The sequence below is a fragment of the Arthrobacter sp. 05T47 genome, assembly GCF_056395825.1.
This window is the reverse complement of sequence record NZ_JBFTKG010000027.1, coordinates 20,333-45,131: the sequence shown is the minus strand read 5'-3', so window position 1 is coordinate 45,131 and position 24,799 is coordinate 20,333. Positions and strand designations below refer to the sequence as shown.

Below are 24,799 nucleotides of genomic sequence, written 5' to 3'. Positions count from 1 at the left end.
ACCGGGCCCGCGGTCGTGGGGTGCCTCGCGGAGGCGGTACCCTGTTAAGGAACGTTTTACGTCATTGTAAGAACCTGTCAGTTGTTTCAGTCTGCAGCTTAGCCCGCGGACCCTTCCCAACAGGCAGGTACTGCATCTAGCCGGTAAGGAACTTTCGTGGGTTCAGTTATTAAGAAGCGTCGCAAGCGTATGGCCAAGAAGAAGCACCGCAAGCTGCTTCGCAAGACGCGCCACCAGCGTCGCAATAAGAAGTAGCAATACTTCGCACTGCATGAAATGCCCGTTGCCTTCCAGGCGGCGGGCATTTTTCTTGCCTTCCTGCCGGCGGTGTCCGAATGCGGCGGCGGGAACGGACTTGGGCTGCGGGATCGGACGACGGCGGCCAGGATCCGCGCCGCGCGTGTCCGGAACCGCAGCGGAAAAGACGCCGGGCCTAGCGGCTGGGGCCGCGGAAGCGGGAGAACCCCCGCCACAGGCCGTAGATGACCCCGCCAACCGTCGCGGCCTTGAACCCGAGAGTGGCGGCGCGCCGGCCGGAGCGGAAGTCGTAGACAGGCCAGTTGTGCTCGCGGGCGTAGCGGCGCAGCTTGGAGTCCGGATTGATGGCCACGGGGTGCCCCACCATGCTCAGCAGCGGGATGTCGTTGTAGGAGTCGCTGTAGGCCCAGCAGCGGCCGAGGTCCAGGCCCTGGTCCTCGGCGATTTTCTGGACCGCCACCGCCTTGGCCGGGCCGTGGAGGATCTCTCCCACCAGCCGCCCCGTGTAGGAGCCGTCCAGGATCTCGCCCACCGTGCCCAGCGCCCCGGTGAGGCCCAGCCGGGCCGCGATGACGGTGGCCACCTCGATCGGCGTGGCCGTGACGAGCCATACTTTGCGCCCGACTCGGAGATGCTGCTCGGCCAGGGCCTTGGCCCCCGGCCATATCCTCGACTCAATCATTTCGTCGTAGACCTCTTCGCCCAGGGCCTCTATGTCGCTGGCAGTGATGCCGGCGGCGAGCGTCAGGGCGGAATCGCGGACGGCATGGACGTCATCCATGTTTTCGCCGCGCAGCACGAACATGAACTGTTTCCAGGCGAAACCGGCGGCCTGCGGCAGCGTGAATGCGCCGCGCTGGTAAAGCTTGCGGGCGACGTGGAAAAGGCTTGCGCCCTTCATGAGGGTGTTGTCGACGTCGAAAAATGCGGCTTCGCCGTGCTGCGTCGATGCAGCAGGCTCGCTGGCCACAGTGACGTATTTCTCCTCGGGCATGCCACGAGTCTAGTCAATGACGGGCCCCGGGCCGCCCGCGGGGCGCGCGACGCGGCGGCAGGAAGGCCCGCCTCCCGGTGCGCTGCGCCGCGCGTCGACGCGGAAGCGGCCACCGGGCTACGGTGGATGCATGGCCAAATCCGCGTCTGTCCCCGATGTAGTGCTGATCACCAAAGCTGACTGTCACCTGTGCGCGGAGGCGCGCGCCGCCGTCGGCCGCGTCACGGCCGCGCTCGGAATCGGCTGGTCGGAGCAGTCGGTGGACGACGACGCCGGACTGCGCGAACGCTTTGCCGAGGAGATTCCGGTGGTGCTGGTTAACGGTGTCCAACGGGATTTCTGGAAGATTGACGAGGCCCGCCTGACGCGGACGCTGCAGCGGGTCCTCAGCCAGCCGTCCTGACGCCCGCCTGCTTTGTTGCGCGATGCGCGGGGGCTCTAGAGTGGGAAGCACAACGCGACGCAATGGAGCAGATAGTGACTTCGCTGGATTCATTTTCCGAGGCTGTGCCCGGGGGAGCCGGAACTGCCGCCAAACAGATACCACCCGCGGCCGTGGCCCGGTTGACCATCTATCTGCGCGCCCTGACCACACTGCTGGCCGACGGGGTGGACCGCGTCTCCTCCGAGTCGCTGGCCGAGGCCTCCGGGGTCAGTTCCTCGACGCTGCGCAAGGACCTCTCCTACGTCGGCTCCTATGGAACCCGGGGTGTCGGTTACGAGGTCCAGTACCTTAACCGCAACATCGCTGCCGCCCTCGGGCTGACCCATGACTGGAAAGTCGCGATCGTCGGTGCCGGCAACCTGGGCAAAGCCTTGGCACGGTACGGCGGATTCGAGTCGCGGGGCTTTGACATCGTGGCGATATTCGACGCCGACCAGATGGTGGTGGGAAGCGAAGTCGGCTGGTTGCGGGTCAGCGACGCCGCCGACCTTGAGCCGGTACTGCAACGGACCGGCGCCAATATGGTGGTCCTGGCACTGCCCGCAGCGGTGGCCCAGGACGTCTGCGACCGGGTGATTGCCGCAGGCGTGCGGAGCATCCTCAGCTTCGCGCCGGTGATGCTGCAGGTCCCGCCGGGGGTCAACCTCCGCAAGGTGGACATGGCCACCGAACTGCAGATTCTGGCCTATCACGCACAAAGGGCGCAGGATCCGGAGGGCGCCGACTAGTTCGGCTTGGCCTTCCGGTTCCCGCGCCCGCTGCACGGTTCGCTTTTGCGGCTACTTCCCGAAGGGGGCCCCGGGCTGCCCGTAGGGGTTGGCGAAGGACTGCCGCTTCTGGAAATAGGGCGACGATGCGGGCAGGTACAGCAGGACGATCGCCGCGATCCCGACCAGCGCCGCCAGGGTGGCAAGGCTGAGCGGGACGATGTTGAAGACTGACAAAGCGGCGAACACGGTGCCCAGGATTCGGGCCCAGTTCTTGCCCTTGCGGACATTGAATGCGACGAGGGCGTAGAGTCCGGCGCTGATGACGGCGAACACCACGATGGTGCCGACCAGGATGCCCCTGATGGACTCGAAATCGACGCTCGTGCCGCTCGATGCCATCTGCTGCTCGAACAGGTCCCGGACGGCAGGGGTGTCCAGGGTTCCGAGGGACACCAGCATGGAGATGACCCACACGGCTCCGGCTGCGATGATCAGCCAGAACGACGTGTTGACCAGCTGGGGAACTACGCCCGGAGCCTGCGGCTGTTCGGACGGGTACTGGGCATAGGGGGACTGGCCGTAGGCCGGGGGCTGCTGCCCGTACTGCGGTGCGTTCTGACCATACTGCGGGGCGTTCTGGCCGGAGGCCGGCGGCGGCGTCTGCTGCCCGTACTGCGGGGCGTTCTGACCGTACTGCGGTGCCTGCGGTGCGTTCTGACCGTACTGCGGTGCCTGCGGTGCGTTCTGGCCGTAGGCCGGCGGCGGCGTCTGCTGCCCGTACTGCGGTGCCTGCGGCGCGTTCTGGCCGTACTGGGGGGCCTGCGGCGCGTTCTGGCCAAACTGGGGAGTGGACTCCCCGCCCGGCTCGGAGCCGTTCGGGGGCGGTGGCTGGACTGGAGGGTTGCTCATGAAGCGGTCCTTTGCGTGTCGATCACTGAATCGGCCACCGGGACCAGCGCTCGTGCCCTGCCCCCAGCATGGTTTAGCTCAACCGTACCGCGGGCGGGCCGCCGTGTGGATCATTCCGGAGAGGTATTCTCAACCCTCATTCGAACTCCATCACGGCCACGGCACGAACCTGGCCTGACGGCCCCAGGGAAGGGCCGGCGCCGCCAGGATTGGCCGGGATTCCCCTGGAGCGGCGGGCCTAGATTCGGCCCCGGTTTGCGACAAACCAGGCCTGTGCGTTCGGCAGCCACATGAGCACGGTGGCCACCAGGCTGATGAGGAAGCCCGGCAGGCTTCCGCCGCCCCGCCCGTCGGCGACGCCGGCACTGATGATCGTGAGCACCAGGGAGACGCCGACAAGAATGGTGAGGGCAAAGCGGGCCCACTCCCTGCCTTCCTTCATCTTCATGGCCAGGACGATCTGGGCAGTTGCCAGTGCAAGGGCAACGATGACAAGAAGCAGCACCAGGAGCCCGATTGGCGGCGCGAAGGCGATCAGGACAAAAGACCCGAACAATCCGATGATTCCACCCAGAAGGCCCAGGAGTCCGCCGATAAGCCAGATCCAGTACGAGACCTTCAGTTCAGTGGGCATCGCGGCGACCTTGAACATGCCGGAGAGGCCTCCTACAGGCAGGGCCTCGCTGAAGTTCCTGGGCCGGTCGGCCGGTATCTCGAAGCGGAATCCGCCCGTAGGCGCGGGCTGGCCCTGGTACCCCGGCGGTGGTGCCTGGTATCCGGGCGGTGGTGCCTGGTATCCGGGCGGTGGTGCCTGGTATCCGGGCGGTGGCGCCTGATACCCCGGCGTGGGCGGCTGGTTGACCGGCGGTTGCCCTGGGCCGGCTGGCGGGACGTTGCCCGACGCGGGAGGTTGCGCGCCCGGCTGCTGCGGCGGTACATCACTCGGGTTGCTCATGGCTCTCACTGTAGACCGCCGATTCCTTGATATCTAGGAAGCTATCCGGGGACTCCCGGGCCTGTCGCGGTGCCGTTATCAAGGGATCCTCCGCGGCCCCATCACTGGCAGAAACTCCGGAAGCTGCGGCGCCGGAAACGGCAGCGCCCTGCTTCCTCGCGGGGAGGAAACAGGGCGCTGGAGTGAGGTGCCGCGGAAGGCGCTTACCGGGCCAAAGCGGTCCTTACTGGGCTGCTGACTAGGCTGCGGGAGCGATGAAGGCCAGTTCCAGGTTGATGGCAACCTTGTCGCTGACCAGCACGCCGCCGGCTTCGAGGACGGCGTTCCAGGTCAGGCCGAAGTCCTTGCGGCTGATGGTGGTTTCGGCGCTGAGGCCGGCGCGGGTGTTGCCGAAGGGATCGACGGCCACTCCGTTGAATTCGGTCTCGAGGGCCACGGGGCGGGTGATGCCCTTGATGGTGAGGTCGCCCTGGAGCTCGTACGCGTCGCCCTTGGGGACGATGGTGTTGGAGACAAAGGAGATCTCCGGGAACGTCTCGACGTCGAAGAAGTCTTCGCCGCGGACGTGACCATCGCGGTTGGCGTCGCCGGAGTCGAAGCTGGCGGTCTTGATCGAGGCGCTGACCTTGGAGTCGGTGACGTTCTCGGCGAGATCCAGGGTGGCTGCGGCGTCGGTGAACTGGCCGCGGACCTTGCTGATGCCGGCGTGGCGGACGGTGAAACCGATCTCGCTGTGTGACGGATCGAGGGTCCAGGTGCCGGTGGTGACGTTTGCGGGAAGTGCCATGATGATTCTCCTTGAGTCGGGTTCTACTGCGGTTGGTCCGTCTGATCGTTAGTCGAAGCATCATTGGTTGAACTCTCAACTAACTGCTTCACCCAGTATAAACATGCATTTGCATCTTTTATTCCAACTCCGGGGAACATTTTTCCAAACTCCTCAGTTCTACTTCTCGTAGAAGATTTCAGATCGACCGTCATCTTTGAGAAACTGGTAGACATGCCCCAAGCCACTGTTCATTTGCTCCGCCACGGCGAGGTCCACAATCCCGATGGTGTCCTGTACGGCAGGCTGCCGGAATTCCACCTCTCCGAACTCGGCCGGGAGATGGCCCGCACGCTGGCGGAACACTTCAGCGTGCGTTCCGCACAAGGGGCCCGGATTGTCCACCTCGCCGCGTCGCCGCTGACCCGCGCGCAAGAGACGGCACAGCCGATCGCCGATGCCCTGGGCCTCGAGATCGCCACCGAGTCCCGCATCATTGAGGCCGCCAACTACTTTGAGGGCATGCACGTCTCCAAGGCCGAACTGCTCCGCCCGAAGCACTGGGCCAAGCTGTACAACCCGCTGCGGCCATCCTGGGGCGAGCCGTACAAGGTGCAGGCCGCGCGCGTGATCGCGGCAGTCCAGGATGCACGCCTCCGGGCCATCGAGCTGGGCGGCGACGGGGCCGAGGCCATCCTTGTCAGCCACCAGCTGCCCATTTGGGCCACGCGGCTCAGCGCCGAGGGCAGGCCGTTGTGGCACGACCCGCGCAAACGCGAGTGCACGTTGACGTCCCTGACCTCCCTGGTGTTCGACGACGCCGGCGRSCTCSTGCGSGTCGACTACAGCGARCCYGCTGCCGCCCTGCTGCCCGGTGCCGCCAGCACCCCGGGAGCCTGACCATGGCCAGGAACCGCCACGAAGGGACTCCACTGTCCCGCCGCCATGTCCTGACCGCCGGCGGCGCCGCCCTGGCCGCCGCGTTTGGGCTGTCCGGCTGCGCCCAGGACGACGCCCTCGCCAAGCAGGCCAAGGCCGGGGACAACAAGAACTACGTGGCCGGCGACGGTTCCGTGACCGAATTCGCCGTCGCGGACCGCAAGAGTCCGGTGGCGCTCAAGGGGACGCTGTTCGACGGCACGGCCGTCACCTCGGCGGACTTCCCCGGCAAGGTCACCGTGCTGAACTTCTGGTTCGCCGCCTGCGCCCCCTGCCGGGTCGAGGCGCCCTCCCTGGAGGCGCTGAACCAGGAGTTCAAGAGCAAGGGCGTGCAGTTCTTCGGCGTCAACCTGCGCGACGAGAAAGCCACTGCCGACGCGTTCGACAAGACCTTCAACCTGACCTACCCGAGCTTCAACGACAAGGACGGCGCCGTGCTGCTGGCCGTCTCCGGACTCGTGCCGCCCGGCGCGGTGCCCACCACCCTCGTGCTGGACAAGCAGGGCCGCGTCGCTTCCCGGGTCCTGGGCGAAATCCAGCCGGGCACCCTGAAATCCCTCATCGCCTCCGCCGTGGCCGAGTAGCGCGGTCCGGACAGTGAACAGCCCCTTCGCCGAAGCCATCCTCAACGGATCGCTCCTGCTCGCCATTCCCGTCGCATTGCTGGCCGGACTCGTCTCCTTCCTCTCGCCCTGCGTCCTTCCCCTGGTGCCCGGATACCTGGGCTACGTCACGGGACTGACCGGCGTCGACCTGCAGAAGCAACGGCGCGGGCGCATGCTGGCCGGCATCGGGCTGTTCGTCCTCGGCTTCTCCGTGATCTTCGTGCTGCTCGGCGGGGCCTTCGGGCAGCTGGGCAGCCTCATCACCGGAACGCAGAACAGGTGGATCACCCAGCTGCTAGGCGTCCTGGTGATCGTCATGGGCGTGGTGTTCATGGGCGGCTTCGGCTGGCTCCAGCGCGATGCCAAGATCCATGCCAAACCGCCGGCCGGGCTGTGGGGCGCGCCCCTACTGGGCGTCACCTTCGGCCTGGGCTGGGCGCCGTGCATCGGTCCCACATATTCCGCCGTCCAGCTGCTCAGCCTCTCCGGCGGCTCGTCCGCGGCCAAGGGGGCGTTCCTGGCGTTCGTGTACAGCCTTGGGCTGGGAATCCCGTTCCTGCTGATCGCCCTGGCCGTGCGCCGCGGCATCGGCGTGATGTCCTTCTTCCGAAAGCACCGGCTCGCCATCCAGCGCACCGGCGGCGGCATCCTGGTCCTCCTCGGGATCCTGATGGCCACCGGCGTGTGGGGCACCTGGGTCTCCGGGTTGCAGTACTGGTTCCAAACCGATGTGAAATTGCCAATCTGATGAGCGAGCGCGTGAACGTAAAGAAGAAGAAGTCCCCGAAGTCCGAGGCAGTCCTGCCCTCGTTGGGTCCGCTGGGCATGCTCCGGTGGGCGTGGACGCAGCTGACCAGCATGCGCACGGCCCTGTTCCTGCTCCTGCTGCTGGCCGTCGCGGCCGTGCCCGGATCGCTGTTCCCGCAGCGCCCGGCCAACCCGGCCATCGTCACGCAGTACATCAAGGACCACCCGGACTACGGGAAGATCCTGGACTCGCTGCAGCTCTACGACGTCTACTCCTCGGCCTGGTTTTCCGCGATTTACATCCTGCTGTTCATCTCGCTGATCGGCTGCGTGATCCCGCGCGCCATCGCGCACTTCAAGGCGATGCGCTCCCAGCCGCCGCGCACCCCGGCAAGGCTGTCCCGGCTCCCCGAATACGGCACCCTGGTGCTGCCGGCCGACGCCGGGATCCCGGCGTCGGAAGCGATTTCCGACGCCGCGGAGCTGCTGAAGAAACGCGGCTACCGCGTGGACGTCCGGGACCGCGACGGCGACCGCCCCTCCCTGGGCGCCGAACGCGGCTTCCTGAAGGAAGTGGGCAACCTCGTCTTCCACACAGCCCTGATCGGTGTGCTGGTCTCGGTGGCCGCCGGAGGCYTMTTCGGCTACAGCGGGCAGCGGATCCTGGTGGAGGGCGACACGTTCGTCAACACSCTSGTSGGCTACGACCAGTTCACCCCGGGCACCAACTTCCAGAGCAGCCAGCTCCAGCCGTATTCGGTCCAGCTGGACAAGTTCGACATCACCTTTGACCGTGAATCGAAGGGCAAATTCGGCCAGCCCATCGACTTCAAGGCGGCCGTGACCACGAAGGAAAACCCGGACGCGCCCGCCAAGAAGGAAGTGCTCAAGGTCAACGACCCGCTCAGCCTCGGCGGCACCAGCGTGTACCTCACGGGCAACGGTTACGCCCCTGTGGTCACCATCCGCGACGGCGCCGGCAATATCGCCATGCAGGGTCCCGTGGTCGCCAAGCTGCAGGGCGAGAACTACTACTCCTCCGTGGTCATCAAGGTCCCGGACGCCAAGCCGGAACAGCTCGCCTTCGCCGGGTTCTTCCTGCCGACTGCGTTCGTCACCGACCAGGGCGTGTCCTTCAGCGGCGATCCGGAGCTGATCAACCCGCAGCTGACCCTGAACTCCTACTTCGGCGACCTCGGCCTGGACGCCGGCTCCCCGCAGAACGTCTTCGAACTCGACGTCAAGAAACTGACGCCGCTCAACGCCCGCAACCTGGACACCAAGGGCATCGTCCTGGCGCCCGGAGGCAGCTACACGCTGCCGAACGGGAAGGGCTCCATCAGCTTCGACGGCGTGAAGCGCTACATCGGCGTGGACATCCACCACAACCCCGGCCAGCTGTACGCCCTGATCTTCGCGCTCCTGGCCGTCGCCGGGCTGGTGACCTCGCTCTATGTGAACCGCCGCCGCGTCTGGGTCCGCACGGGCACCCACGAGGACGGCCGCACCATGGTGGAGTACGGTCTCCTGGCCCGCGGCGAAGACCACCGGCTCGCCGGCGAAGCCGCCGCCATCCGCAAACTCCTGTCCGGCGAATGGCAGCTGGGCGAGGACACCGCGCCCGGCTCCCAGCCAGCTCCCAGCGCGACGGCGGATAATGACCGGGCGGACAACGCCGGCACGGCAAGAAGCAGCACGGCAACAGGCAGCACGGCAGCCGGCGGCACGCACGCCGTCACTGAACAACCCGCAGAAGACTTCATCCAGTCAACAGCCGGCTCGTCCGAGTCGAAGAAGGATCAGTAATGTCGTTCCCGATCAACGAAACCATGGGCCAGTACAGCGAGCTCTTCATGCTGCTGGCGGCCGGCACGTACACGGTGGCGTTCATCGCCTTCGCCTGGGACCTGGCCAAGAGTAGCAAAATGCTGCGCGCGGTCGAGCTCAAGGCCGCGGAGCTCTCCGGGCAGGCGGCCGGGACCGATGCGGCCCGGATCCCCGTCGGCGTCGGAGCAGGAGCCGCCGGAGGCGCCACTGACCGCTCCGATGCACACATCAGCGGACCTGCCGGCCGTGCGGAGCGTCCGACGTCGGCCGTCTCCGGCCGCGGGGCGTCGGCGGGTGCGGGCCAGACCGCCGACGGCAGCATGCGCTACGGCGGCGAGCGGCGTGCCCCCGCGCGGGTGGCCGTCGCACTGACCGTCCTCGGCGCCGCCATTCATGCGGCCGGCGTGATCACCCGCGCGCTGGGTGCGGGCCGGGTGCCGTGGGGCAACATGTACGAATTCCTCACCACCGGCGCGTTCGTGGCCGTGGCTGTCTTCCTGCTGGTGCTGATCCGCCGCGACCTGCGCTTCCTGGGCACCTTCGTGATCGGCCTGGCCATCATCATGCTGGTTGCGGCTTCGATCTCCTTCTGGACGCCCGTGGGCCACCTCGTGCCGGCGCTGCAGAGCTACTGGCTGATCATCCACGTTTCCATCGCCGTGATGTCCTCGGCGCTCTTCACGCTGACATTCGCCATGTCCGCGCTGCAGCTCGTGCAGTCGCACCGGCAGAAGACCATCGCCGCCGGCGGTACCGACAAGCTCGGGTTCATGCGCCTCGTACCGAACGCCCTCAGCCTGGAGAACCTCTCCTACCGCATCAACGCCATCGCGTTCGTCGGCTGGACGTTCACCCTCATGTTCGGCGCCATCTGGGCGGAGAAGGCCTGGGGCCGGTTCTGGGGCTGGGACACGAAGGAAGTCTGGACGTTCGTGATCTGGGTGGTCTACGCCGGATACCTGCACGCCCGCGCCACCCGCGGCTGGACCGGAACCCGGGCTGCCTGGCTGTCGATCGTCGGCTACCTGTGCGTGGTCTTCAACTTCACCATCGTGAACCAGTTCTTCAACGGCCTGCACTCCTACTCGGGGCTGTAACCACCAGCCCAGTGCACGATTTGACGCAGATGGCCGCCAAGCTAACCCGCTTGGCGCCCATTCGTGTCAGATGAGTGTGGGACAGATGAGTGTGGGACGGGGCGGTTAGGGGCGAGCACTTTTACGTCGGCCTGGCCTCGCACCCGAGCCGGGAGTCCAGCCCCGTTCGGTCAGCGCCGCACGCACGCGGGTAACCGCAGGCGGCTCCACCCCACGGGAGACCGGGGTCAAATGCCACTGGGTCAATACGACGACGCGCCACCCGGCATCCCTGGCGTTCTCATCCCGGAATATGTCGCTGCGGCGCTGAGCCGGACTGGCATGATGCCCGCCGTCGTACTGAATCGCGATCTTTTCTTGCTCGTAGGAGAGGTCAGGGTCCTGGATCCAACGGCCGGTCTCGTCGAACATGGGGACGTTTATTCCGGGTTCGGGCAGGCCATGCCGAACCAAAAGTAGCCGGAGTTCGGTTTCTTTGGGGGAGTCCGTGCCGGTCCGGATCAGGGCGCGGGCACGCATAGCGCGCCGGTAGCCCGCCCTGCCCTGTTTCCTTTCGAGGAATGCGTCCAGCTTTTGGATCGTGGTCAAGGGATTCCGCCGCCGCAGCAGGAAGTCCCCGGCAATCACCAGTTCATCGAGGCTCAGCATGCCTGTGAGATCGAACCACGTCCGCAGCGGCGAGGTGCAGCTCACCCTGCTCCCGCGCGCGATCTCGTCCGGTTCAAGTGACTGCTGATGGCCCACCACATTCTTATGGCGCACGGCCCGCTGGCCCGGCCGACTTGTCAGGTGGACGACAGCAGCGTTCTCAAAGGCCTGAGAAAGGGGGAAGCCCCACAGCACGGCCGCAGACAGGTGGCTCACGACTGCCCCCGTCACCGCAGTCAGGGCATGAACGCGTTCCAGCAAACTTTCGGGGTTGGCGGCCGGGGCGCGCACTCCATAACACGGGCTGACCAGATCCGTGGCCCGGGTCCGTCGCCGGCTCAGGCCTGCAGCGCGCCCCTCGGCCACGGTGAAGGGCTGGTTTCCAAGCTGCGGGGGAAGCTTACTGGGCTGGCGCATAAGAGGATTCTGCGCCCGTGCCGAGGGGGCTCGGAGGTTATCCACAGAGCGGGCACGGTGGGGGGAAGAGTAAGCCCCGTGGGCAGCACGAGCGCGAGCGGATGAGTGGTGGCCGTTCGCCGCAGAAGGCCGCTTCGAGGCTGGGATTCCGGCCATCTGTGGCTACTGGCCGCAAACAGGATTGCCAAGTGAGCGGTCCCCGTGGCGGAAACAGGGACTATTTAGCCCCGCGCCACTGAACCCCGCGCCACTGAACCCCGCGCTATTTAACCTCGTCGGTACCTTGCGTCCCGGCGTCGCCGGGTTCGTGGGCGTCGCCGGTGCCTGCTGTGCCTGCGGCTTCGGCGTTGCCGGCGTCGGGCTTGCGCTCCTTGGCGTCGAGTTCGTCCTTGAGCTTCTTGAGCCTGGCGGCCTCGGTCTGGTTGCGGCGGCGGATTTCAAGGTTGCGCAGGAATTCCGGGTCGTCGTCGGGCGCTACTGGATGGCTGTAGGCCACCGGGGCGGTGTCCGTAGCGCGGGGGCGTCCAAGGAGGAACCACAGGGTTGCGCCGACCACAGGGAGAAGGATCTGCACGAAGATCCAGGCGGTCTTGGAAATGCCTCTGGTCAGCCGCGCGTCAGTCCGGATGAGGTCGACCAGTCCATAGACAAACACGACCAGTATGACGATCGGAACCACTACACGGAGCATACCTTCAGTCTAGCCGTCGGGCGGCCCGACGGCGTCGGTCACTGTGTGCGGGTGCGGGCCGCCGGCGTTCCCGGCGCGGGAGGATGAGGGCCGAAGCGCGGCCGCCGTCCCGGCGGCTAAACTTGTGGGGTGGCTTTCCTCAAATACACCCTGATTCGGCTGGCGCTGTTTGCGCCCTTGTTTGCGCTTTTCCTCTACTTGCAGCTGGGAGTGCTCCTGGCGGCCCTGTGCGCCGGGATGATGTCCTTCGCCGTCAGCTTCCTGTTCTTCCAGAGGCAGCGTGACGCGGCCACCGCGACGCTGCACCACCGGTTCTCCGGCAAAGCCAAGCCACTGCGCAGCGCCGGCGAGGTGGCCGACGCCGAGGCCGAAGACCGCCTCGTGGACGCGAACCCCGACATTGCGGTCCGCGCGGACCAGCGCCCCAAGGATTCCGGGCAGCCCGGGTCCTAGAACCCGTGGCTGAGGACTAGTCCGACTGAAAACAGCGCGGCGAAGCCCAAGTTGATCAACCCGGTCTGCTTCAGGACGGGGATCAGGCTCTTGCGGCGCCGCCCGGCGATCATGAGCCAGGACGGCATGAGGCTGGCGGGGATCAGCAGCAGCACGATCAGCATCCACGGCCGTGCGGGCGCCAGGACGATCACCAGCAGGATCGCCACGGCCAGCATCAGCACGTAGCTTTCACGCGCATGCTTGTCCCCGAGCCGGACGGCCAGGGTTTTCTTCCCCGCCTTCCTGTCGGTGGGGATGTCGCGGACGTTGTTGGCCATGAGCAGCGCGCACGCGATCAGCCCCGTGCCGATCGCGCCGATGATGGCGGCGAGGCTGATCTGCCCGGCCTGCGTGTAGGTGGTGCCAAGCGTCGCGACGAGCCCGAAGAACACAAACACGAAGACATCGCCCAGGCCCAGGTAGCCGTAGGGGTTCTTGCCGCCGGTGTAGCCCCAGGCGGCCAGCACGCAGCCGACGCCGACCAGGATGAGCCACCAGGCCTGCGTGATGATCACCAGGACCAGGCCGCACAGCATCGCCAGGCCGAACGCCGCGAACGCCGCCCATTTGACGTGCTCCGGGCGGGCCGCGCCCGAGCCCACCAACCGGAGGGGACCCACCCGGTCCTCATCCGTGCCGCGGATGCCGTCCGAGTAGTCGTTGGCGTAGTTGACGCCGATCTGCAGGAGCAGGGCGACCAGGGCGGCCAGCACGGCGTTCAGCAGGATGAACGAATCCATCTCGTAGGCGGCTGCGCTGCCGATCAGCACCGGCGCGATCGCGGCGGGCAGGGTGCGCAGTCGGGCGCCTTGGATCCATTGTGCGGCTGTGGCCACGGTCAGTACCTCGTTGGTTCGTTGAATACTCGTTGGTTGGTGCATGGTCGGCAGGAAGCCGGAAGCTGCTTGTCTATTTTCCCTGATGGAGCGCATCCAGGAGGACCGTCATGCCCAGGCGGTCCGGTTTGCCGTTGGGGAGCATGAGCAGGTCCGCGGCGGGAAGGACCGTTTTCGGGGCCAAAGCGCCCAGCATGTGCCCCCAGGTCTCGTCCCGGCGGTCCGTAAACGCTGCCAGGGCTTCCGGGGAAGTGTCGGCCACGGCAACGTACGCGGCCAGGGCGTGGCCCCATTCGGCGGAGGGCACGCCGGCGACAAAAGCCGCCCGCACGCCGTCGAGCTTTTCCAGCTCGGCCTGGACATGCGCGGCGGAAACCTTGACGCCGCCGGTGATGACGACGTCGTCGGCCCGGCCGAGTACGGTGAGCCGGCCGTCGGCGTCGAGCTCGCCGAGGTCGTTGGTCCGGTACCAGCGGACGCCGTCTTCTTCGATGAACGTCGCGGCCGAGAGCTCGGGGGCCTGAAGATACCCGGCGGCGATGGTTGCCCCGCCAAGCAGGATGCGGCCGTCGTCCTCCACCCGGACCAAGACGTCCTCGAGCGGGAAGCCGTCGTACACGCAGCCGCCGCAGGTCTCGGACGAGCCGTACGTGGTCACCACCCGCACGCCGGCGTCCCGGGCTGCCGCGAGCAGCTCCGCAGAGGCAGGGCCGCCGCCGAGCAGGATGGCGTTGAAGCGCCGCAGCACGGCCAGGGTGTCGGCCGAGGGCGCGTCCAGGAGCCGCTGCAGCTGGGTGGGGACGAGCGAGGTGAACCTGATCTTGTCCGTGAGTTCCAGGGCCGCGGCGGTGAAGGCCTCCGGCGTGAAGCCGCCGGAGAGGTCCATCACCCACGGCCTGGTCCCCGCGAAGAGCGAGCGGACCAGCACCTGCACGCCCGCCACGTACTGCACGGGGAGGGCCAGCAGCCACTGGCCTTCGCCCTTGAGCGCAAAGGCGGTTGCCATTGACGAGGCCGCCAGGGCCTCGACGGTGAGGACGGTCGCCTTTGGTACGCCGGTGGACCCGGAGGTACGGACCACCACGGCCGCGTCCTCGATTCCGGCCGTGTCAGGGAATCCCAGCTCCGGGGAGCCGTCGTGCCCGGCGGAGAGTTCGACGGCGGGTCCCTCGCCGTGGAGGGCAGCAGCCAGCGCCTTGAGGACGGGCTCGATGTTCGTGGGTCCGGAGTTCACAGCGCGCCTTAGAAGTAGTACGGGAACGCGGACCAGTCGGGGTCGCGCTTCTCGAGGAAGGCTTCCTTGCCCTCCACGGCCTCGTCGGTCATGTACGCCAGCCGGGTCGCCTCGCCCGCGAAGACCTGCTGGCCGGCCAGGCCGTCATCAGCCAGGTTGAAGGCGAACTTGAGCATGCGGATGGCCTGCGGGGACTGCCGGGCGATGTCCGCGGCGTACTTCAACGCGACCTCCTCGAGGCGTTCGTGGTCCACGGCCTCGTTCACGGCGCCCATCCGGACCATGTCCTCGGCGGAATATTCGCGGGCCAGGAAGAAGATTTCCCGGGCGGCCTTCTGGCCGATCTGCCGCGCCAGCAGGGCCGAGCCGTAACCGGCGTCGAAACTGCCCACGGTGGCGTCTGTCTGCTTGAATTTTCCGTGCTCGCGGGAGGCGATGGTGAGGTCCGAGACCACGTGGAGGGAGTGTCCGCCGCCGGCCGCCCAGCCATTGACGACGGCGATCACCACCTTGGGCATGGTGCGCATGAGCCGCTGGACTTCCAGGATGTGCAGCCGGCCGGCCCGGGCGGGGTCGATGGTTTCTGTCGTTTCCCCATCTGTGTCTTGTACTACGTACCGGTAGCCGTCACGGCCGCGGATCCGCTGGTCCCCGCCGGAGCAGAACGAGTGGCCGCCGTCCTTGGCGGAGGGGCCGTTGCCGGTGAGCAGGACGGTGGCCACGTCCGGGGTCATCCGGGCGTGGTCCATGGCGCGGTAGAGCTCGTCCACGGTGCCGGGCCTGAAGGCATTGCGGACCTCGGGACGGTTGAAGGCGATGCGCACGGTGGGCAGGTCCCGGACCACGGAGCCGTCCGCCCCACGCTCCACCTGCCGGTGGTAGGTCATGTCCTGGAAGTCGTCGAAACCGGACACGGTGCGCCACCGGGTGGGGTCAAAGACGTCGGATACCTTGGCGGGGATTTCGTTGCTCACAGTCCGAGTCTAGTAATGGCGTCAGCTGATGCAGAACTCGTTGCCTTCCGGGTCTGCCATGGTGTGCCAGGAATGCGGTCCCTGGTTGGCCGACCAGAGGTAGGTGGCGCCGCGCGCTTCGAGCGCAGCCCGCGCGGCGTCCTTGTCCGCGCCGGCGAGCCTGACGTCCCAATGGATGCGGTTCTTGACGGTCTTCTCCTCCGGGGCAGTCTGGAACAGGATCCGGCGGGCAGGGGCTTTGGCGTCGATTTCTTCGGGCGGCCGGATGGCGGCGCCGGCGCGCCACACGAGCCTGCCCTGGTGGGTCATGGTTTCCGCCTCGGTAGCGAAGCCCTGCTCGATCATGGAGCGGATGAAAACCTCATCCTGCGGCTCCACGGCCCACTCCAGTGTTTCGGCCCACCAGTCGGCGAGCTCGTGCGGGTTTCGGCAGTCAACGGCGATCTGGATGTTCAGTGTCATGGAAAGAACCTACGACGTCGGCGCCCGCGCCGGAAGTGGCACCACGTTGGGTTGGTTAGCCCTGGACCTGCTGCAACTGGTCCAGGACCTCCGGTGGAATCGCGTAAATGAAGACGACCGCCAGGAGGTTCTTCGAAGCGTGGACGAAGTAGGAGAACATCAGGTTCTTCCCGGTCCAGACGTACACGAACACCAGGACGGCGCCCATGGCGAGGTACGGCATCAGCACCTGCAGGGTCATTTGTTCCTGCCCAACGATGTGCAGGGCCGCGAACAGGACCACCGACAGGGCACAGCAGAGCCAGAGGTTGACCCGGCGGCTCAGTTTGCCGATCAGCAGGTGGCGGAAGATGTATTCCTCGACGAAGGGTCCCACGATCACCAGCAGGGGCACCATGAGCCAGACCGGTACCTGCTGCATGAGCGCCTGGAGCCCGGCCTGGTTGGCGGAGGTCTGCACCGGCCCGCTGACGGCTACGAAGATCGCGGTGAGGATGAGCATCGCCACCACGGCCAGCGGCACCATGAGCACCGTGAACCAGGGCCGTGTGGCAAGGACACGGAGGTCGCGGCCGGCAACGCGGTGCGCGGCGGTCAGGGCAAGGACGCCGATGGTCGCGTAGAAGACCAGGTTCACCGCGTAGGAGGCCACCGCGGGATTGGGCGAAATCTGCAGCAGCAGCGGCACCAACAGCCCGCCTGCCACGGCGAAGAAGGCGGCCACCGCAACATAGAGTCCGGCGGTGATGAAATCGAGCCGGGAGAACCGGTAAAGCTCCGGCTGCGGCGCGGGTGGTGTGCGGAGAGCTGTGCCCATGTCCCCAGCCTAGCGCCGAGGCGAGGCTGCGCGGTGGTGCCTGCCGCGTGAGCCCGTCCGACGGCAGCAGGCAAGTCCGACGGCGGCAGGCGCCCCGGTGCCCCCAGTGCCGGGCGGCGGTGCCATACTGGGGACTCAAGCCGCCGCCGGGCAGGCTGGCACCGACTTGCGAGGACCCCTTGAGCGAACATCTCCGCCTTACGGGCGTATCCCACGGTTATGGGGATCGCCAGCTCTTTGCCGGCGTCGACCTCGTTGTCACTGCCGGTGAGCATGTGGCGATCGTCGGCGAAAACGGCGCGGGCAAATCCACGCTGCTCAGGATTCTGGCCGGGATCGAGGCCGCGGACGAGGGGACCGCCGTCAGCCAGGGCCGCGTGGGCTACCTTGCCCAGACCCATGGCATGCCTGAGCAGTTCACCGTCAGCGACGCGATCGACGCCGCACTGGAATCGCTCCGCGCACTGGAGGCCGAGCTGGACCGGCTGGAGGACGGGCTGGCCGGCGCGGATGCGGAGGACCTGGAGCGCTACGGAAACCTGCAGACGCAGTACCAGCTCAGGGAGGGCTACGCCGCGGAATCCCGGGTGGAGGCGGCGCTGGACCGGCTTGGCCTGGGCGGCCTGGACCGGATGCGGACACTGGGCTCGCTCTCCGGCGGGGAACAGGAACGCGTGGCACTGGCCTGCGTTCTGGCCGATCCCGCGGACATCCTCCTCCTGGACGAGCCCACCAACCACCTGGACGCCAGCGGCACGGCCTGGCTGGAGGGACGGCTGGCGGCCCACCGCGGCACCGTGGTGGTGGTCTCCCATGACCGCGTCCTGTTGCGCAAAGTTGCCTCCACCGTCATTGAGGTCGATGCCGAACGCCGGACGGTCAACCGCTACGGCAACGGCTATGAAGGATATCTGCGGGAAAAAGCAGCCGAACGCCAGCGCTGGGCGCAGCAGTACCACGGGTGGCTGGACGCGATGGCCGCCGAACGGCTTCAGGCGGACACCATCGCGGGGAGGATGGGCTACGCCCGCCAGCGCGACGGCGACAAGATGGGGTTCGACTTCAAGGCCGGCACGTGGCAAAAGGCGGCCACCAGCAAGGTCCGCAATGCCCAGGAGCGCCTCCGCAGGCTGGAGGCAAACCCCATCGACCGCCCGCCGGTGCCCTTGAAGCTGGCGGCGGACCTGCGGGCGGACCTTGGCGGGGGCCCCGCCCTTGAAGCGAAGGGGGTGGCCGTGCCTGGCCGCCTGGAAACGTCGGACTTCCGGGTGGAGGCTGCCCAGAAGATCCTCATCACCGGTCCCAACGGGGCGGGCAAGTCCACGCTGCTCTCCGTCCTCGCGGGCACGCTGGAACCGGCCACGGGCACCGTGGTGCGGCACGGCCGGATCGGCTACCTGCAGCAGGAACTGGAACTCCCGCCGCGCCCGGGGCTGCGCCTGCTGCCCGCCTTTGCCGCGGGACTGGGCGGCAACATCGATGAGCACGTGGAGGCCTTGCTGCGCCTGGGACTCTTCCGGGCCAGCGAATTCCATGTCCCGGTGGGAGGCCTCTCGGCAGGTCAACAGCGCAGGCTGGCCCTGGCCCGGCTCCTGCTGGGCGGGTTCGGAACGATGCTGGTGGATGAGCCCACCAACCACCTGGCGCCCGTCCTGGTGGAACAGCTGGAAGCGGCCCTGTCCGGCTTCGCGGGGACACTGGTGATGGTCAGCCACGACCGCGCGCTGGGGGACTGGTTCAGCACGTGCGCCAGGGACAGCGCAAACGGGCCTGGGGACGGCGCCGGGAACTGGCTCCGGTTCGCGATGAGGGACGGCGCACTGGCCTGACAGCCGGATGCACCGGTATTTTTGGTACCCAAATAGAACATTATTCGGCGATTTCGAAAATCATGCGTCATTAATTGGGAATAGTATCCGCCTGTTGTTGCCCTCGTCACGGTCAAGCCGGGAATTCTAGTACGATGGATGAGCCGCGCGAAGGTTTGACTCTCGTGAGGTTCGGTACATGTTGATGCCCCACCGGGGCAAAAAACCGACTGCTGCGTCACCGAATCCCGGTCCCGTCCCGGCCATAATCCGACCTACAAGGAACCGTTGTGCCATCAATTACCCCCACAGAACTCCAGAGCGCGCCAGCGGAATCCGCCGTCGACTCGACCCTCAGCGCCGAGGGCTACAAGAAGACCCTGAGCGGCCGCCACGTGACCATGATCTCGATGGGCGGCGCAATCGGCGTTGGCCTGTTCATGGGTGCCGGCGGACGCCTGGCCTCCACGGGACCGGCGCTGATCTTCTCCTACGCCATCGCCGGCGTCATCGCCTACCTGCTGATGCGCGCGCTCGGTGAACTGATCATGTACCGCCAGACCTCGGGCTCCTTCGTCAGCTACGCCGGCGAAATGTTCGGCAAGAAGGGCGCCTACATCTCCGGCTGGATGTACTTCATCAACTGGGGCATGACCGGGATCGCCGAGCTCATCGCGATCGGCCTGTACTTCCAGTTCTTCTTCCCCAACGTGCCCGTGGAGGCGTCCGCGATTGCCGCGCTCGCCATGCTGGTGGCCGTCAACCTGCTCAGCGTCAAGGCGTTCGGCGAGTTTGAATTCTGGGCATCCTGCCTCAAGGTCGGCTCCATCCTGATCTTCCTGGCCGTTGGCACCTTCATGGTGGTCACCAACGCCAAGGTGGGCGACGGCCATGCCTCGGTGGCCAACCTCTTTGCCGACGACGGCGGGATGTTCCCCAAGGGCGCCCTCGTGATGGTCCTCGTGCTCAACGCCGTGATCTTCGCCTACAACGGCATCGAACTCGTCGGCATCACCGCCGGCGAGATGCAAAACGCCAAGCGCGAAGTGCCCAAGGCGATCCGCGCCGTCGTGCTGCGCATTGTGGTGTTCTACGTCGGTTCCGTGCTGCTGCTGGCCATGCTGCTGCCCTCGGACCAGTACAAGGCCGGTGTGTCCCCGTTCGTCACCGTGTTTGGCCAGATGGGCCTCGGCTGGGTGGGCGACGTCATGAACATGATCGTCATCACCGCCGCGCTGTCCTCCTGCAACTCGGGCCTGTACTCGATCGGCCGTGTCTTCCGCACCATGGCCAACAACGGGCATGCCCCGCAGTGGCTCACCCGGATGTCCAAGCGCCACGTGCCGTACGCGGCCATCCTGGCCATCGCGGCCTTCTACCTGGTGGGCATCCTCCTGAACATCTGGCTGGGCGGCTCGCACGCCTTCGACCTCGCACTGAACACCGCCTCGATCGGCGTGATCTTCACCTGGGGAGCCATCTTCGCCAGCCAGATCGCCCTSCGCCACCAGAAGGGCCGCGTGTCCAGCCTGCCCATGCCGGGCTCGCCCTGGACCAGCTGGGCCGGACTTCTCGCGCTGCTGGCCATCACCGTGCTGATCGGCTTCGACACCATGACCAGCAAGACMGGCGAGGTCTTCCACCTGGGTCTCTGGACCCTGGCCACSGTTCCGTTCTTCGCCCTGGTGCTGTGGCTGGGCTGGCAGAAGGTCAAGAACAACGCGCCCAAGAACGAGCTCTACAGCTAACTGCTCCWAMGCGCAGCGACGGCGGCAGCCACCTTCACCAGGTGGCTGCCGCCGTCGCGGTTAACCCCGGAATCCTCAGTAGCTGGCGGGRGCGTYGCCAGGCTKGGCCGCCGGGCCCGGCSGGACGTATTCCGCGGCGAGTGCTTCGGAGCCGCGGGCCAGCAGTGCGACRTCGGCGCCCACCAGGATGAAGGCGGCGCCGGCCGCCAKGTAATGGWGCGCGGTGGCWGGGTTGAAGGCRTTCACGCCGGCGGGYTTGCCGGCCGCTTTGGCGGCGGCKAGGCAGTGTTCGACGGCGGCGCGCACCTGGGGGTGTTCCTGCTCTCCCAGGACGCCCATGGAGGCGGCGAGGTCGGAGGGGCCCAGGAAGATGGCATCCACGCCSTCGACGGCCAGGATCTCCTCCACCGACGCGACCGCGGCGTCGGATTCGATCTGGACGGTGAGGCTGATGGTCTCGGAGGCGCGGGCRAGGTAGTCCGGGATCCGGTTCCAGCGCGMGGCCCGGGCCAGGGCGGAGCCCACCCCKCGGACGCCGTGCGGCGGGTAGCGGGTGGCGGCCACCGCGGCCYKGGCCTCGGCGGCGGAGTTCACCATGGGRAYCAGCAGGTTCTGGACCCCGAGGTCMAGGTACTGCTTGATCAGCACCGTGTCGTTGACCGGCGGCCGGACCATGGCCTGGACCGGGTAGCCGCGGACGGCCTGCAGCTGGGCGAGGATCGATTCGAGCCCGTTGGGGCTGTGTTCGGCRTCGATCAGCAGCCAGTCCAGGCCGGCMCCGGCRCASAGYTCKGCCACSAGCGGGCTGCCYGAGCASACCCACATCCCCRCCAGCGGCCGGCCGGCAGCGCCCGTTTGGTTGCGCAGGGCGTCGCGGAACGTGGGGTCGGGGTCTACTCGAAGCGGCATGYGATGCTCCCCARCGGTCCGTAGTCGGCGTGGACGGTGTCGCCCTGGTACACCCAGAGSGGCCGGGTGAAGGAWCCGGCGAGGATGATGTCKCCGGCCTTCATGCCGTCCCCGTGGGCGGCGATCTTGTTGGCCAGCCAGTGCACTCCGTTGGCCGGGTGGTCCAGGACCCCWGCCGCGACGCCGGTTTCCTCSACGGTCTGGTTCTTGTACAGGATCGCGGAGACCCAGCGTAGGTCCACGGCGTCCGGCTTCACCGGGTTGCCGCCGACCACCATGGCGCCCATTGCCGCGTTGTCGGCGATGGTGTCCACGATGGTCCGGCCCTCCATTTCGATCCGGGAGTCCAGGATCTCGAGGGCCGGGACCACGTAGTCGGTGGCGTTSAGGACRTCRAAGATGGTGCAGCCGGGRCCKKYCAGKSCSTTYTTGAGSACGAASGCCAGYTCCACTTCGACCCGSGGGTGGGTGTAYYGGTCCCACTGCACCGAACACCCGGTCTCKAGGACCATGTCATCGAAGATCGCTCCGTAGTCCGGTTCGGTGATGCCGGTGGCCGCCTGCATGGCCTTGGACGTGAGGCCGATCTTGCGGCCCACGAGCTTCCGGCCGGCGTCCTCGTTGCGGCGCCGCCACAGCTGCTGGACGGCGTAGGAGTCCTCCACCGTCATGTCCGGGTACCGGGCCGTCAGCCGCGGGACCGGAGTCCGGGACCGGGCGGCCTCCAGCAGCTCGTCGGCAATGGCCTCGATGGTCGCGGAGTCAAGCATTCGGGTGCTCCTCAGGTGGTTGGGCAGCTCAGTGTGGGGGAAGCTGGGGCCCGGTCCCGCATCTGGGGGATGCGGGACCGGCAGGGCGATGAGGGCCTAGAGCTGCGCGCCGAGCTTGAAGCCCTCGGCAGCACTGTCTGCGTCCTTGCGCGTGTAGGAGAAGCCGTCGGCACCGACCGTGACGGCCATTTCGGAGGCATCAGTGCGTTCGATGACCGGCTGCGGATTGCCGTCGAGGTCCAGGACGAGGGAGGCCTCCGTGTACCAGGACGGGACCACGGGGTTACCCCACCAGTCGCGGCGCTGGTTGTCGTGGACGTCCCAGGTGATGGTGGGATTGTCCGGGTCGCCGGTGTAGTAGTCCTGGGTGTAGATCTCGATGCGGTGSCCGTCCGGGTCCAGGATGTAGAGGTAGAAGGCGTTSGAGACGCCGTGCCGGCCGGGGCCGCGTTCRATCCGRTCGGAGATGCGCAGGGCGCCCATCTTGTCGCAGATCTGGATGATGTTGTGCTTCTCRTGSGTGGCGAASGCRAYGTGGTGCAKSCGCGGGCCGTTSCCGCCGGTCAGKGCGGTGTCGTGCACGGTYTGCTTGCGGTGCATCCASRCGGCGTASGWGACGCCGTCGGAATCCTKGATGTCYTCSGAGACGCGGAAGCCSAGGTCCTCMAGGTAYTTGCGGCCCTTGGGGACGTCCGGGGTGACCTGGTTGAAGTGGTCCAGSCGGACCAGCTCGCCGGCGGAGTAGAGRTCGTAGCGCTGGGTRAGSCGCTCCRCGTGCTCGGTCTCGTAGAAGAATTCGTAGGGGAAGCCCAGCGGATCCTCGACGCGGACGGCGTCGCCGATGCCCTTGGTGAAGCCTTCCTTGCGGCGCTCGGTGCGGCAGCCCAGTTCCTTGTAGTAGGCCTCGGCGGCGTCCACCTCGGCGGGGGACTTCACCCGGTACGCGAACGCGGCAACGGCGGCGATAGGTCCCTTGCGCAGCACCAGGTTGTGGTGGATGAACTCCTCSAGGGAGCGCAGGTAGATSGYGTTYTCGTCTTCCTCGGTGACGTGCARKCCGAGGASGTCCACGTAGAACTCGCGGGACTTSGCGAGGTCSGTGACSACGAKTTCCAKGTARGCGCAGCGGACGATGTCCGGRGCCGGGACSGWSGGGGTGGGGACAAAGTTGGTCATGGKRTTCTCTCTTCKTTGAAAGGGGGCTGGTTGGCGCTAGCTGGAATTCAGGCGCCGAATTTRGGGGTGYGGACTGAGCCGAGGGTGATGTGGACGGCCTGCTGGTCGGTGTAGAAGTCGATGGAGCGGTASCCGCCTTCGTGGCCCAGGCCGGAGGCCTTGACGCCGCCGAACGGGGTGCGGAGGTCSCGGACRTTGTGGCTGTTGAGCCAGACCATGCCGGCCTCGACGTTCTGCGAGAAGTTGTGCGCCCGCGTCAGGTTCTGGGTCCAGATGTAGGCCGCGAGCCCGTACTTGGTGTCGTTCGCCAGGGCGAGGGCTTCGGCGTCGTTCTCGAAGGGGGTGATGGCGACGACGGGGCCGAAGATCTCCTCCTGGAAGATCCGCGCGTCCGGGGCGACGTCCGCGAAGACGGTGGGGGCGATGTAGTTGCCCTCCGGCAGGTGCTCCGGGCGGCCGCCGCCGGCCAGCAGCCGGCCCTCGGACTTGCCGATCTCCACATAGGAGGCCACCTTGGCGTAGTGCTCCGGGTGGACCAGCGCGCCGACCTCGGTCTTGGGGTCGTGCGGGTCCCCGACCACGATCTTCTTGGYGCGGGCGGCGTACTTCTCGCAGAATTCCTCGTACACGGCGCGCTCCACCAGGATCCGCGAGCCTGCGGTGCAGCGCTCCCCGTTGAGCGAGAAGACGCCGAACAGGGCCGAGTCGATCGCGGCGTCGAGGTCGGCGTCGGCGAACACGACGCACGGGGACTTGCCACCGAGCTCCATGGACAGGCCCTTGAGGTTGGCCGCGGCGTTGCGGAAGATCGTCTGACCCGTGGTGGTCTCTCCGGTGAAGGAGATCAGCGGCACGTCCGGGTGCTTGACCAGGGCGTCGCCTGCCTCCTCGCCCAGGCCGTTGACCAGGTTGAACACGCCGTCCGGCAGGCCCGCGTCCTTGAAGATCTGTGCCCACAGCGAGGCCGAGAGCGGGGTGAACTCGGCCGGCTTGAGCACCACGGTGTTGCCGGCGGCAAGGGCGGGGGCGAGCTTCCAGGACTCGAGCATGAACGGGGTGTTCCACGGCGTGATGAGCCCGGCGACGCCGATCGGCTTGCGGTTGACGTAGTTGATCTGGGCGCCGGGGACCTTCATGGCGTCGTCGAACTGGGCCACGATCAGGTCCGCGAAGAAGCGGAAGTTCTCCGCCGCGCGCAGGGCCTGGCCCTTGGCCTGGGTGATCGGCAGGCCGGTGTCGAAGGTTTCCAGCTCGGCGAGCCGGGCCTCCTGGGCCTCGACGGCGTCGGCGATCTTGTTCAGGACGCGGGCGCGCTCGCGGGGCTTCATCTTCGGCCACGGGCCATTGGTGAACGCGTTGCGGGCGGCGGCGACGGCGAGGTCGATGTCCTYCTTTTGCCCTGCGGCAGCGGTGGCGTAATTCTGATTGGAGACCGGGTCCAGGACGTCGAAGGTTTTGCCGCCCACGGAGTCAACGAACTCGCCGTTGATGTAGTGCTGGATGTGGGTGGGAAGGTCCTGCGGAACGTAGTGGGTGGTGGTCTCAGGTGCAGTGAACGTCAT

26 protein-coding genes are annotated in these 24,799 nt (G+C 67.0%); 11 read left to right on the top strand and 15 right to left on the bottom strand.

What is annotated here, in order from left to right:
• The first annotated feature begins 156 nt into the window (after window positions 1–156).
• Window positions 157–255, top strand: a complete 99-nt coding sequence (locus tag AC1DEY_RS16970; protein WP_003792170.1) for a 30S ribosomal protein bS22 — start codon at window positions 157–159, stop codon at window positions 253–255.
• Between the two features lie 178 nt (window positions 256–433).
• Here AC1DEY_RS16970 and AC1DEY_RS16965 read toward each other — a convergent pair whose 3' ends face one another.
• Window positions 434–1,252 (bottom strand): HAD family hydrolase, encoded by an 819-nt coding sequence (locus tag AC1DEY_RS16965; protein ID WP_476868983.1) that lies wholly within the window; start codon window positions 1,250–1,252, stop codon window positions 434–436.
• Window positions 1,253–1,382: 130 nt separating this feature from the next.
• On the opposite strand from AC1DEY_RS16965, the gene AC1DEY_RS16960 reads away from it, so the two are divergent.
• On the top strand, window positions 1,383–1,655 hold the full coding sequence (locus tag AC1DEY_RS16960; RefSeq protein WP_476868982.1) for a glutaredoxin family protein: 273 nt from the start codon (window positions 1,383–1,385) through the stop codon (window positions 1,653–1,655).
• Between the two features lie 74 nt (window positions 1,656–1,729).
• Window positions 1,730–2,425: a redox-sensing transcriptional repressor Rex gene (locus tag AC1DEY_RS16955; RefSeq protein ID WP_476868981.1), complete on the top strand. Its 696-nt coding sequence runs from the start codon at window positions 1,730–1,732 to the stop codon at window positions 2,423–2,425.
• Between the two features lie 51 nt (window positions 2,426–2,476).
• On the opposite strand, the gene AC1DEY_RS16950 is transcribed toward AC1DEY_RS16955, so the two are convergent.
• From AC1DEY_RS16950 to AC1DEY_RS16940, 3 genes are all read right to left on the bottom strand, one after another.
• Window positions 2,477–3,316 carry a hypothetical protein gene (locus AC1DEY_RS16950; protein ID WP_476868980.1) on the bottom strand — a complete coding sequence of 280 codons (840 nt, stop codon included), beginning with the start codon at window positions 3,314–3,316 and terminating at the stop codon, window positions 2,477–2,479.
• 238 nt (window positions 3,317–3,554) lie between these two features.
• Window positions 3,555–4,271: a hypothetical protein gene (locus AC1DEY_RS16945; protein WP_476868979.1), complete on the bottom strand. Its 717-nt coding sequence runs from the start codon at window positions 4,269–4,271 to the stop codon at window positions 3,555–3,557.
• Window positions 4,272–4,509: 238 nt separating this feature from the next.
• Entirely contained in the window at window positions 4,510–5,058 is a 549-nt protein-coding gene (locus AC1DEY_RS16940) for a YceI family protein (protein ID WP_476868978.1), read from the bottom strand.
• Between the two features lie 213 nt (window positions 5,059–5,271).
• Here AC1DEY_RS16940 and AC1DEY_RS16935 point away from each other — a divergent pair, with 213 nt between their 5' ends.
• The 5 genes from AC1DEY_RS16935 to ccsB are packed head-to-tail and all read left to right on the top strand — an operon-like array spanning window position 5,272 to window position 10,252.
• Window positions 5,272–5,937 carry a histidine phosphatase family protein gene (locus AC1DEY_RS16935; protein WP_476868977.1) on the top strand — a complete coding sequence of 222 codons (666 nt, stop codon included), beginning with the start codon at window positions 5,272–5,274 and terminating at the stop codon, window positions 5,935–5,937.
• 2 nt (window positions 5,938–5,939) lie between these two features.
• Window positions 5,940–6,560, top strand: a complete 621-nt coding sequence (locus tag AC1DEY_RS16930; RefSeq protein ID WP_476868976.1) for a TlpA family protein disulfide reductase — start codon at window positions 5,940–5,942, stop codon at window positions 6,558–6,560.
• 13 nt (window positions 6,561–6,573) lie between these two features.
• Entirely contained in the window at window positions 6,574–7,329 is a 756-nt protein-coding gene (locus AC1DEY_RS16925) for a cytochrome c biogenesis CcdA family protein (RefSeq protein WP_441409698.1), read from the top strand.
• Window positions 7,329–9,134 (top strand): cytochrome c biogenesis protein ResB, encoded by a 1,806-nt coding sequence (gene resB, locus AC1DEY_RS16920; protein WP_476868975.1) that lies wholly within the window; start codon window positions 7,329–7,331, stop codon window positions 9,132–9,134. Before AC1DEY_RS16925 ends, resB begins: the two co-directional genes overlap by 1 nt.
• A complete protein-coding gene (ccsB, locus tag AC1DEY_RS16915; protein WP_476868974.1) occupies window positions 9,134–10,252 on the top strand; it encodes a c-type cytochrome biogenesis protein CcsB in 1,119 nt (372 codons plus the stop codon). The genes resB and ccsB overlap by 1 nt, the downstream gene beginning before the upstream one ends.
• A gap of 105 nt (window positions 10,253–10,357) precedes the next feature.
• Here the strand turns inward: ccsB and AC1DEY_RS16910 are convergent, their stop codons facing one another.
• Window positions 10,358–11,161 carry a hypothetical protein gene (locus AC1DEY_RS16910; protein WP_476868973.1) on the bottom strand — a complete coding sequence of 268 codons (804 nt, stop codon included), beginning with the start codon at window positions 11,159–11,161 and terminating at the stop codon, window positions 10,358–10,360.
• Window positions 11,162–11,579: 418 nt separating this feature from the next.
• On the bottom strand, window positions 11,580–12,008 hold the full coding sequence (locus AC1DEY_RS16905) for a PLD nuclease N-terminal domain-containing protein (RefSeq protein WP_441409702.1): 429 nt from the start codon (window positions 12,006–12,008) through the stop codon (window positions 11,580–11,582).
• Window positions 12,009–12,137: 129 nt separating this feature from the next.
• On the opposite strand from AC1DEY_RS16905, the gene AC1DEY_RS16900 reads away from it, so the two are divergent.
• A complete protein-coding gene (locus tag AC1DEY_RS16900) occupies window positions 12,138–12,461 on the top strand; it encodes a DUF4229 domain-containing protein (RefSeq protein WP_476868972.1) in 324 nt (107 codons plus the stop codon).
• Here AC1DEY_RS16900 and AC1DEY_RS16895 read toward each other — a convergent pair.
• The 5 genes from AC1DEY_RS16895 to AC1DEY_RS16875 all read right to left on the bottom strand — a co-directional run bounded on the left by AC1DEY_RS16895 (window position 12,458) and on the right by AC1DEY_RS16875 (window position 16,826).
• Entirely contained in the window at window positions 12,458–13,339 is an 882-nt protein-coding gene (locus AC1DEY_RS16895) for a 1,4-dihydroxy-2-naphthoate polyprenyltransferase (RefSeq protein ID WP_441409704.1), read from the bottom strand. The two genes, AC1DEY_RS16900 and AC1DEY_RS16895, sit on opposite strands and share 4 nt — an antisense overlap.
• A 73-nt stretch (window positions 13,340–13,412) precedes the next feature.
• Window positions 13,413–14,573: an AMP-binding protein gene (locus AC1DEY_RS16890; protein WP_476868971.1), complete on the bottom strand. Its 1,161-nt coding sequence runs from the start codon at window positions 14,571–14,573 to the stop codon at window positions 13,413–13,415.
• Between the two features lie 8 nt (window positions 14,574–14,581).
• Window positions 14,582–15,547, bottom strand: coding sequence for a 1,4-dihydroxy-2-naphthoyl-CoA synthase (locus AC1DEY_RS16885; RefSeq protein WP_476868970.1), 966 nt, complete (start codon window positions 15,545–15,547; stop codon window positions 14,582–14,584).
• 21 nt (window positions 15,548–15,568) lie between these two features.
• On the bottom strand, window positions 15,569–16,009 hold the full coding sequence (locus tag AC1DEY_RS16880; RefSeq protein ID WP_441409707.1) for a VOC family protein: 441 nt from the start codon (window positions 16,007–16,009) through the stop codon (window positions 15,569–15,571).
• Window positions 16,010–16,064: 55 nt separating this feature from the next.
• Window positions 16,065–16,826, bottom strand: a complete 762-nt coding sequence (locus AC1DEY_RS16875; protein WP_476868969.1) for a lysostaphin resistance A-like protein — start codon at window positions 16,824–16,826, stop codon at window positions 16,065–16,067.
• 179 nt (window positions 16,827–17,005) lie between these two features.
• Between AC1DEY_RS16875 and AC1DEY_RS16870 the strand changes: the two genes are divergently transcribed.
• Together AC1DEY_RS16870 and AC1DEY_RS16865 are read left to right on the top strand one after the other, a co-directional pair.
• Window positions 17,006–18,655, top strand: coding sequence for an ABC-F family ATP-binding cassette domain-containing protein (locus AC1DEY_RS16870; RefSeq protein ID WP_476868968.1), 1,650 nt, complete (start codon window positions 17,006–17,008; stop codon window positions 18,653–18,655).
• Between the two features lie 269 nt (window positions 18,656–18,924).
• Window positions 18,925–20,382, top strand: a complete 1,458-nt coding sequence (locus AC1DEY_RS16865; RefSeq protein ID WP_441409710.1) for an amino acid permease — start codon at window positions 18,925–18,927, stop codon at window positions 20,380–20,382.
• A 75-nt stretch (window positions 20,383–20,457) separates the two neighbouring features.
• On the opposite strand, the gene AC1DEY_RS16860 is transcribed toward AC1DEY_RS16865, so the two are convergent.
• From AC1DEY_RS16860 to hpaE, 4 genes are all read right to left on the bottom strand, one after another.
• Entirely contained in the window at window positions 20,458–21,291 is an 834-nt protein-coding gene (locus tag AC1DEY_RS16860; protein WP_476868967.1) for an aldolase/citrate lyase family protein, read from the bottom strand.
• The gene (hpaH, locus tag AC1DEY_RS16855) at window positions 21,276–22,061 is read right to left on the bottom strand and encodes a 2-oxo-hept-4-ene-1,7-dioate hydratase (RefSeq protein ID WP_476868966.1); all 786 of its coding nucleotides are present in this window, start codon (window positions 22,059–22,061) and stop codon (window positions 21,276–21,278) included. Before hpaH ends, AC1DEY_RS16860 begins: the two co-directional genes overlap by 16 nt.
• A 96-nt stretch (window positions 22,062–22,157) precedes the next feature.
• Complete coding sequence (gene hpaD, locus AC1DEY_RS16850; protein ID WP_476868965.1) at window positions 22,158–23,237, bottom strand: 3,4-dihydroxyphenylacetate 2,3-dioxygenase; 1,080 nt, start codon at window positions 23,235–23,237, stop codon at window positions 22,158–22,160.
• A gap of 47 nt (window positions 23,238–23,284) precedes the next feature.
• Window positions 23,285–24,799, bottom strand: coding sequence for a 5-carboxymethyl-2-hydroxymuconate semialdehyde dehydrogenase (gene hpaE, locus AC1DEY_RS16845; protein WP_476868964.1), 1,515 nt, complete (start codon window positions 24,797–24,799; stop codon window positions 23,285–23,287).

Excerpts from the sequence above, each read along its gene's own strand:
- AC1DEY_RS16965 (WP_476868983.1), bottom strand. The coding sequence starts at position 1,252 with ATGCCCGAGGAGAAATACGTCACTGTGGCCAGCGAGCCTGCTGCATCG.
- AC1DEY_RS16960 (WP_476868982.1), top strand. The coding sequence starts at position 1,383 with ATGGCCAAATCCGCGTCTGTCCCCGATGTAGTGCTGATCACCAAAGCT.
- AC1DEY_RS16950 (WP_476868980.1), bottom strand. The coding sequence starts at position 3,316 with ATGAGCAACCCTCCAGTCCAGCCACCGCCCCCGAACGGCTCCGAGCCG.
- AC1DEY_RS16945 (WP_476868979.1), bottom strand. The coding sequence starts at position 4,271 with ATGAGCAACCCGAGTGATGTACCGCCGCAGCAGCCGGGCGCGCAACCT.
- AC1DEY_RS16940 (WP_476868978.1), bottom strand. The coding sequence starts at position 5,058 with ATGGCACTTCCCGCAAACGTCACCACCGGCACCTGGACCCTCGATCCG.
- AC1DEY_RS16930 (WP_476868976.1), top strand. The coding sequence starts at position 5,940 with ATGGCCAGGAACCGCCACGAAGGGACTCCACTGTCCCGCCGCCATGTC.
- ccsB (WP_476868974.1), top strand. The coding sequence starts at position 9,134 with ATGTCGTTCCCGATCAACGAAACCATGGGCCAGTACAGCGAGCTCTTC.
- AC1DEY_RS16905 (WP_441409702.1), bottom strand. The coding sequence starts at position 12,008 with ATGCTCCGTGTAGTGGTTCCGATCGTCATACTGGTCGTGTTTGTCTAT.
- AC1DEY_RS16880 (WP_441409707.1), bottom strand. The coding sequence starts at position 16,009 with ATGACACTGAACATCCAGATCGCCGTTGACTGCCGAAACCCGCACGAG.
- AC1DEY_RS16875 (WP_476868969.1), bottom strand. The coding sequence starts at position 16,826 with ATGGGCACAGCTCTCCGCACACCACCCGCGCCGCAGCCGGAGCTTTAC.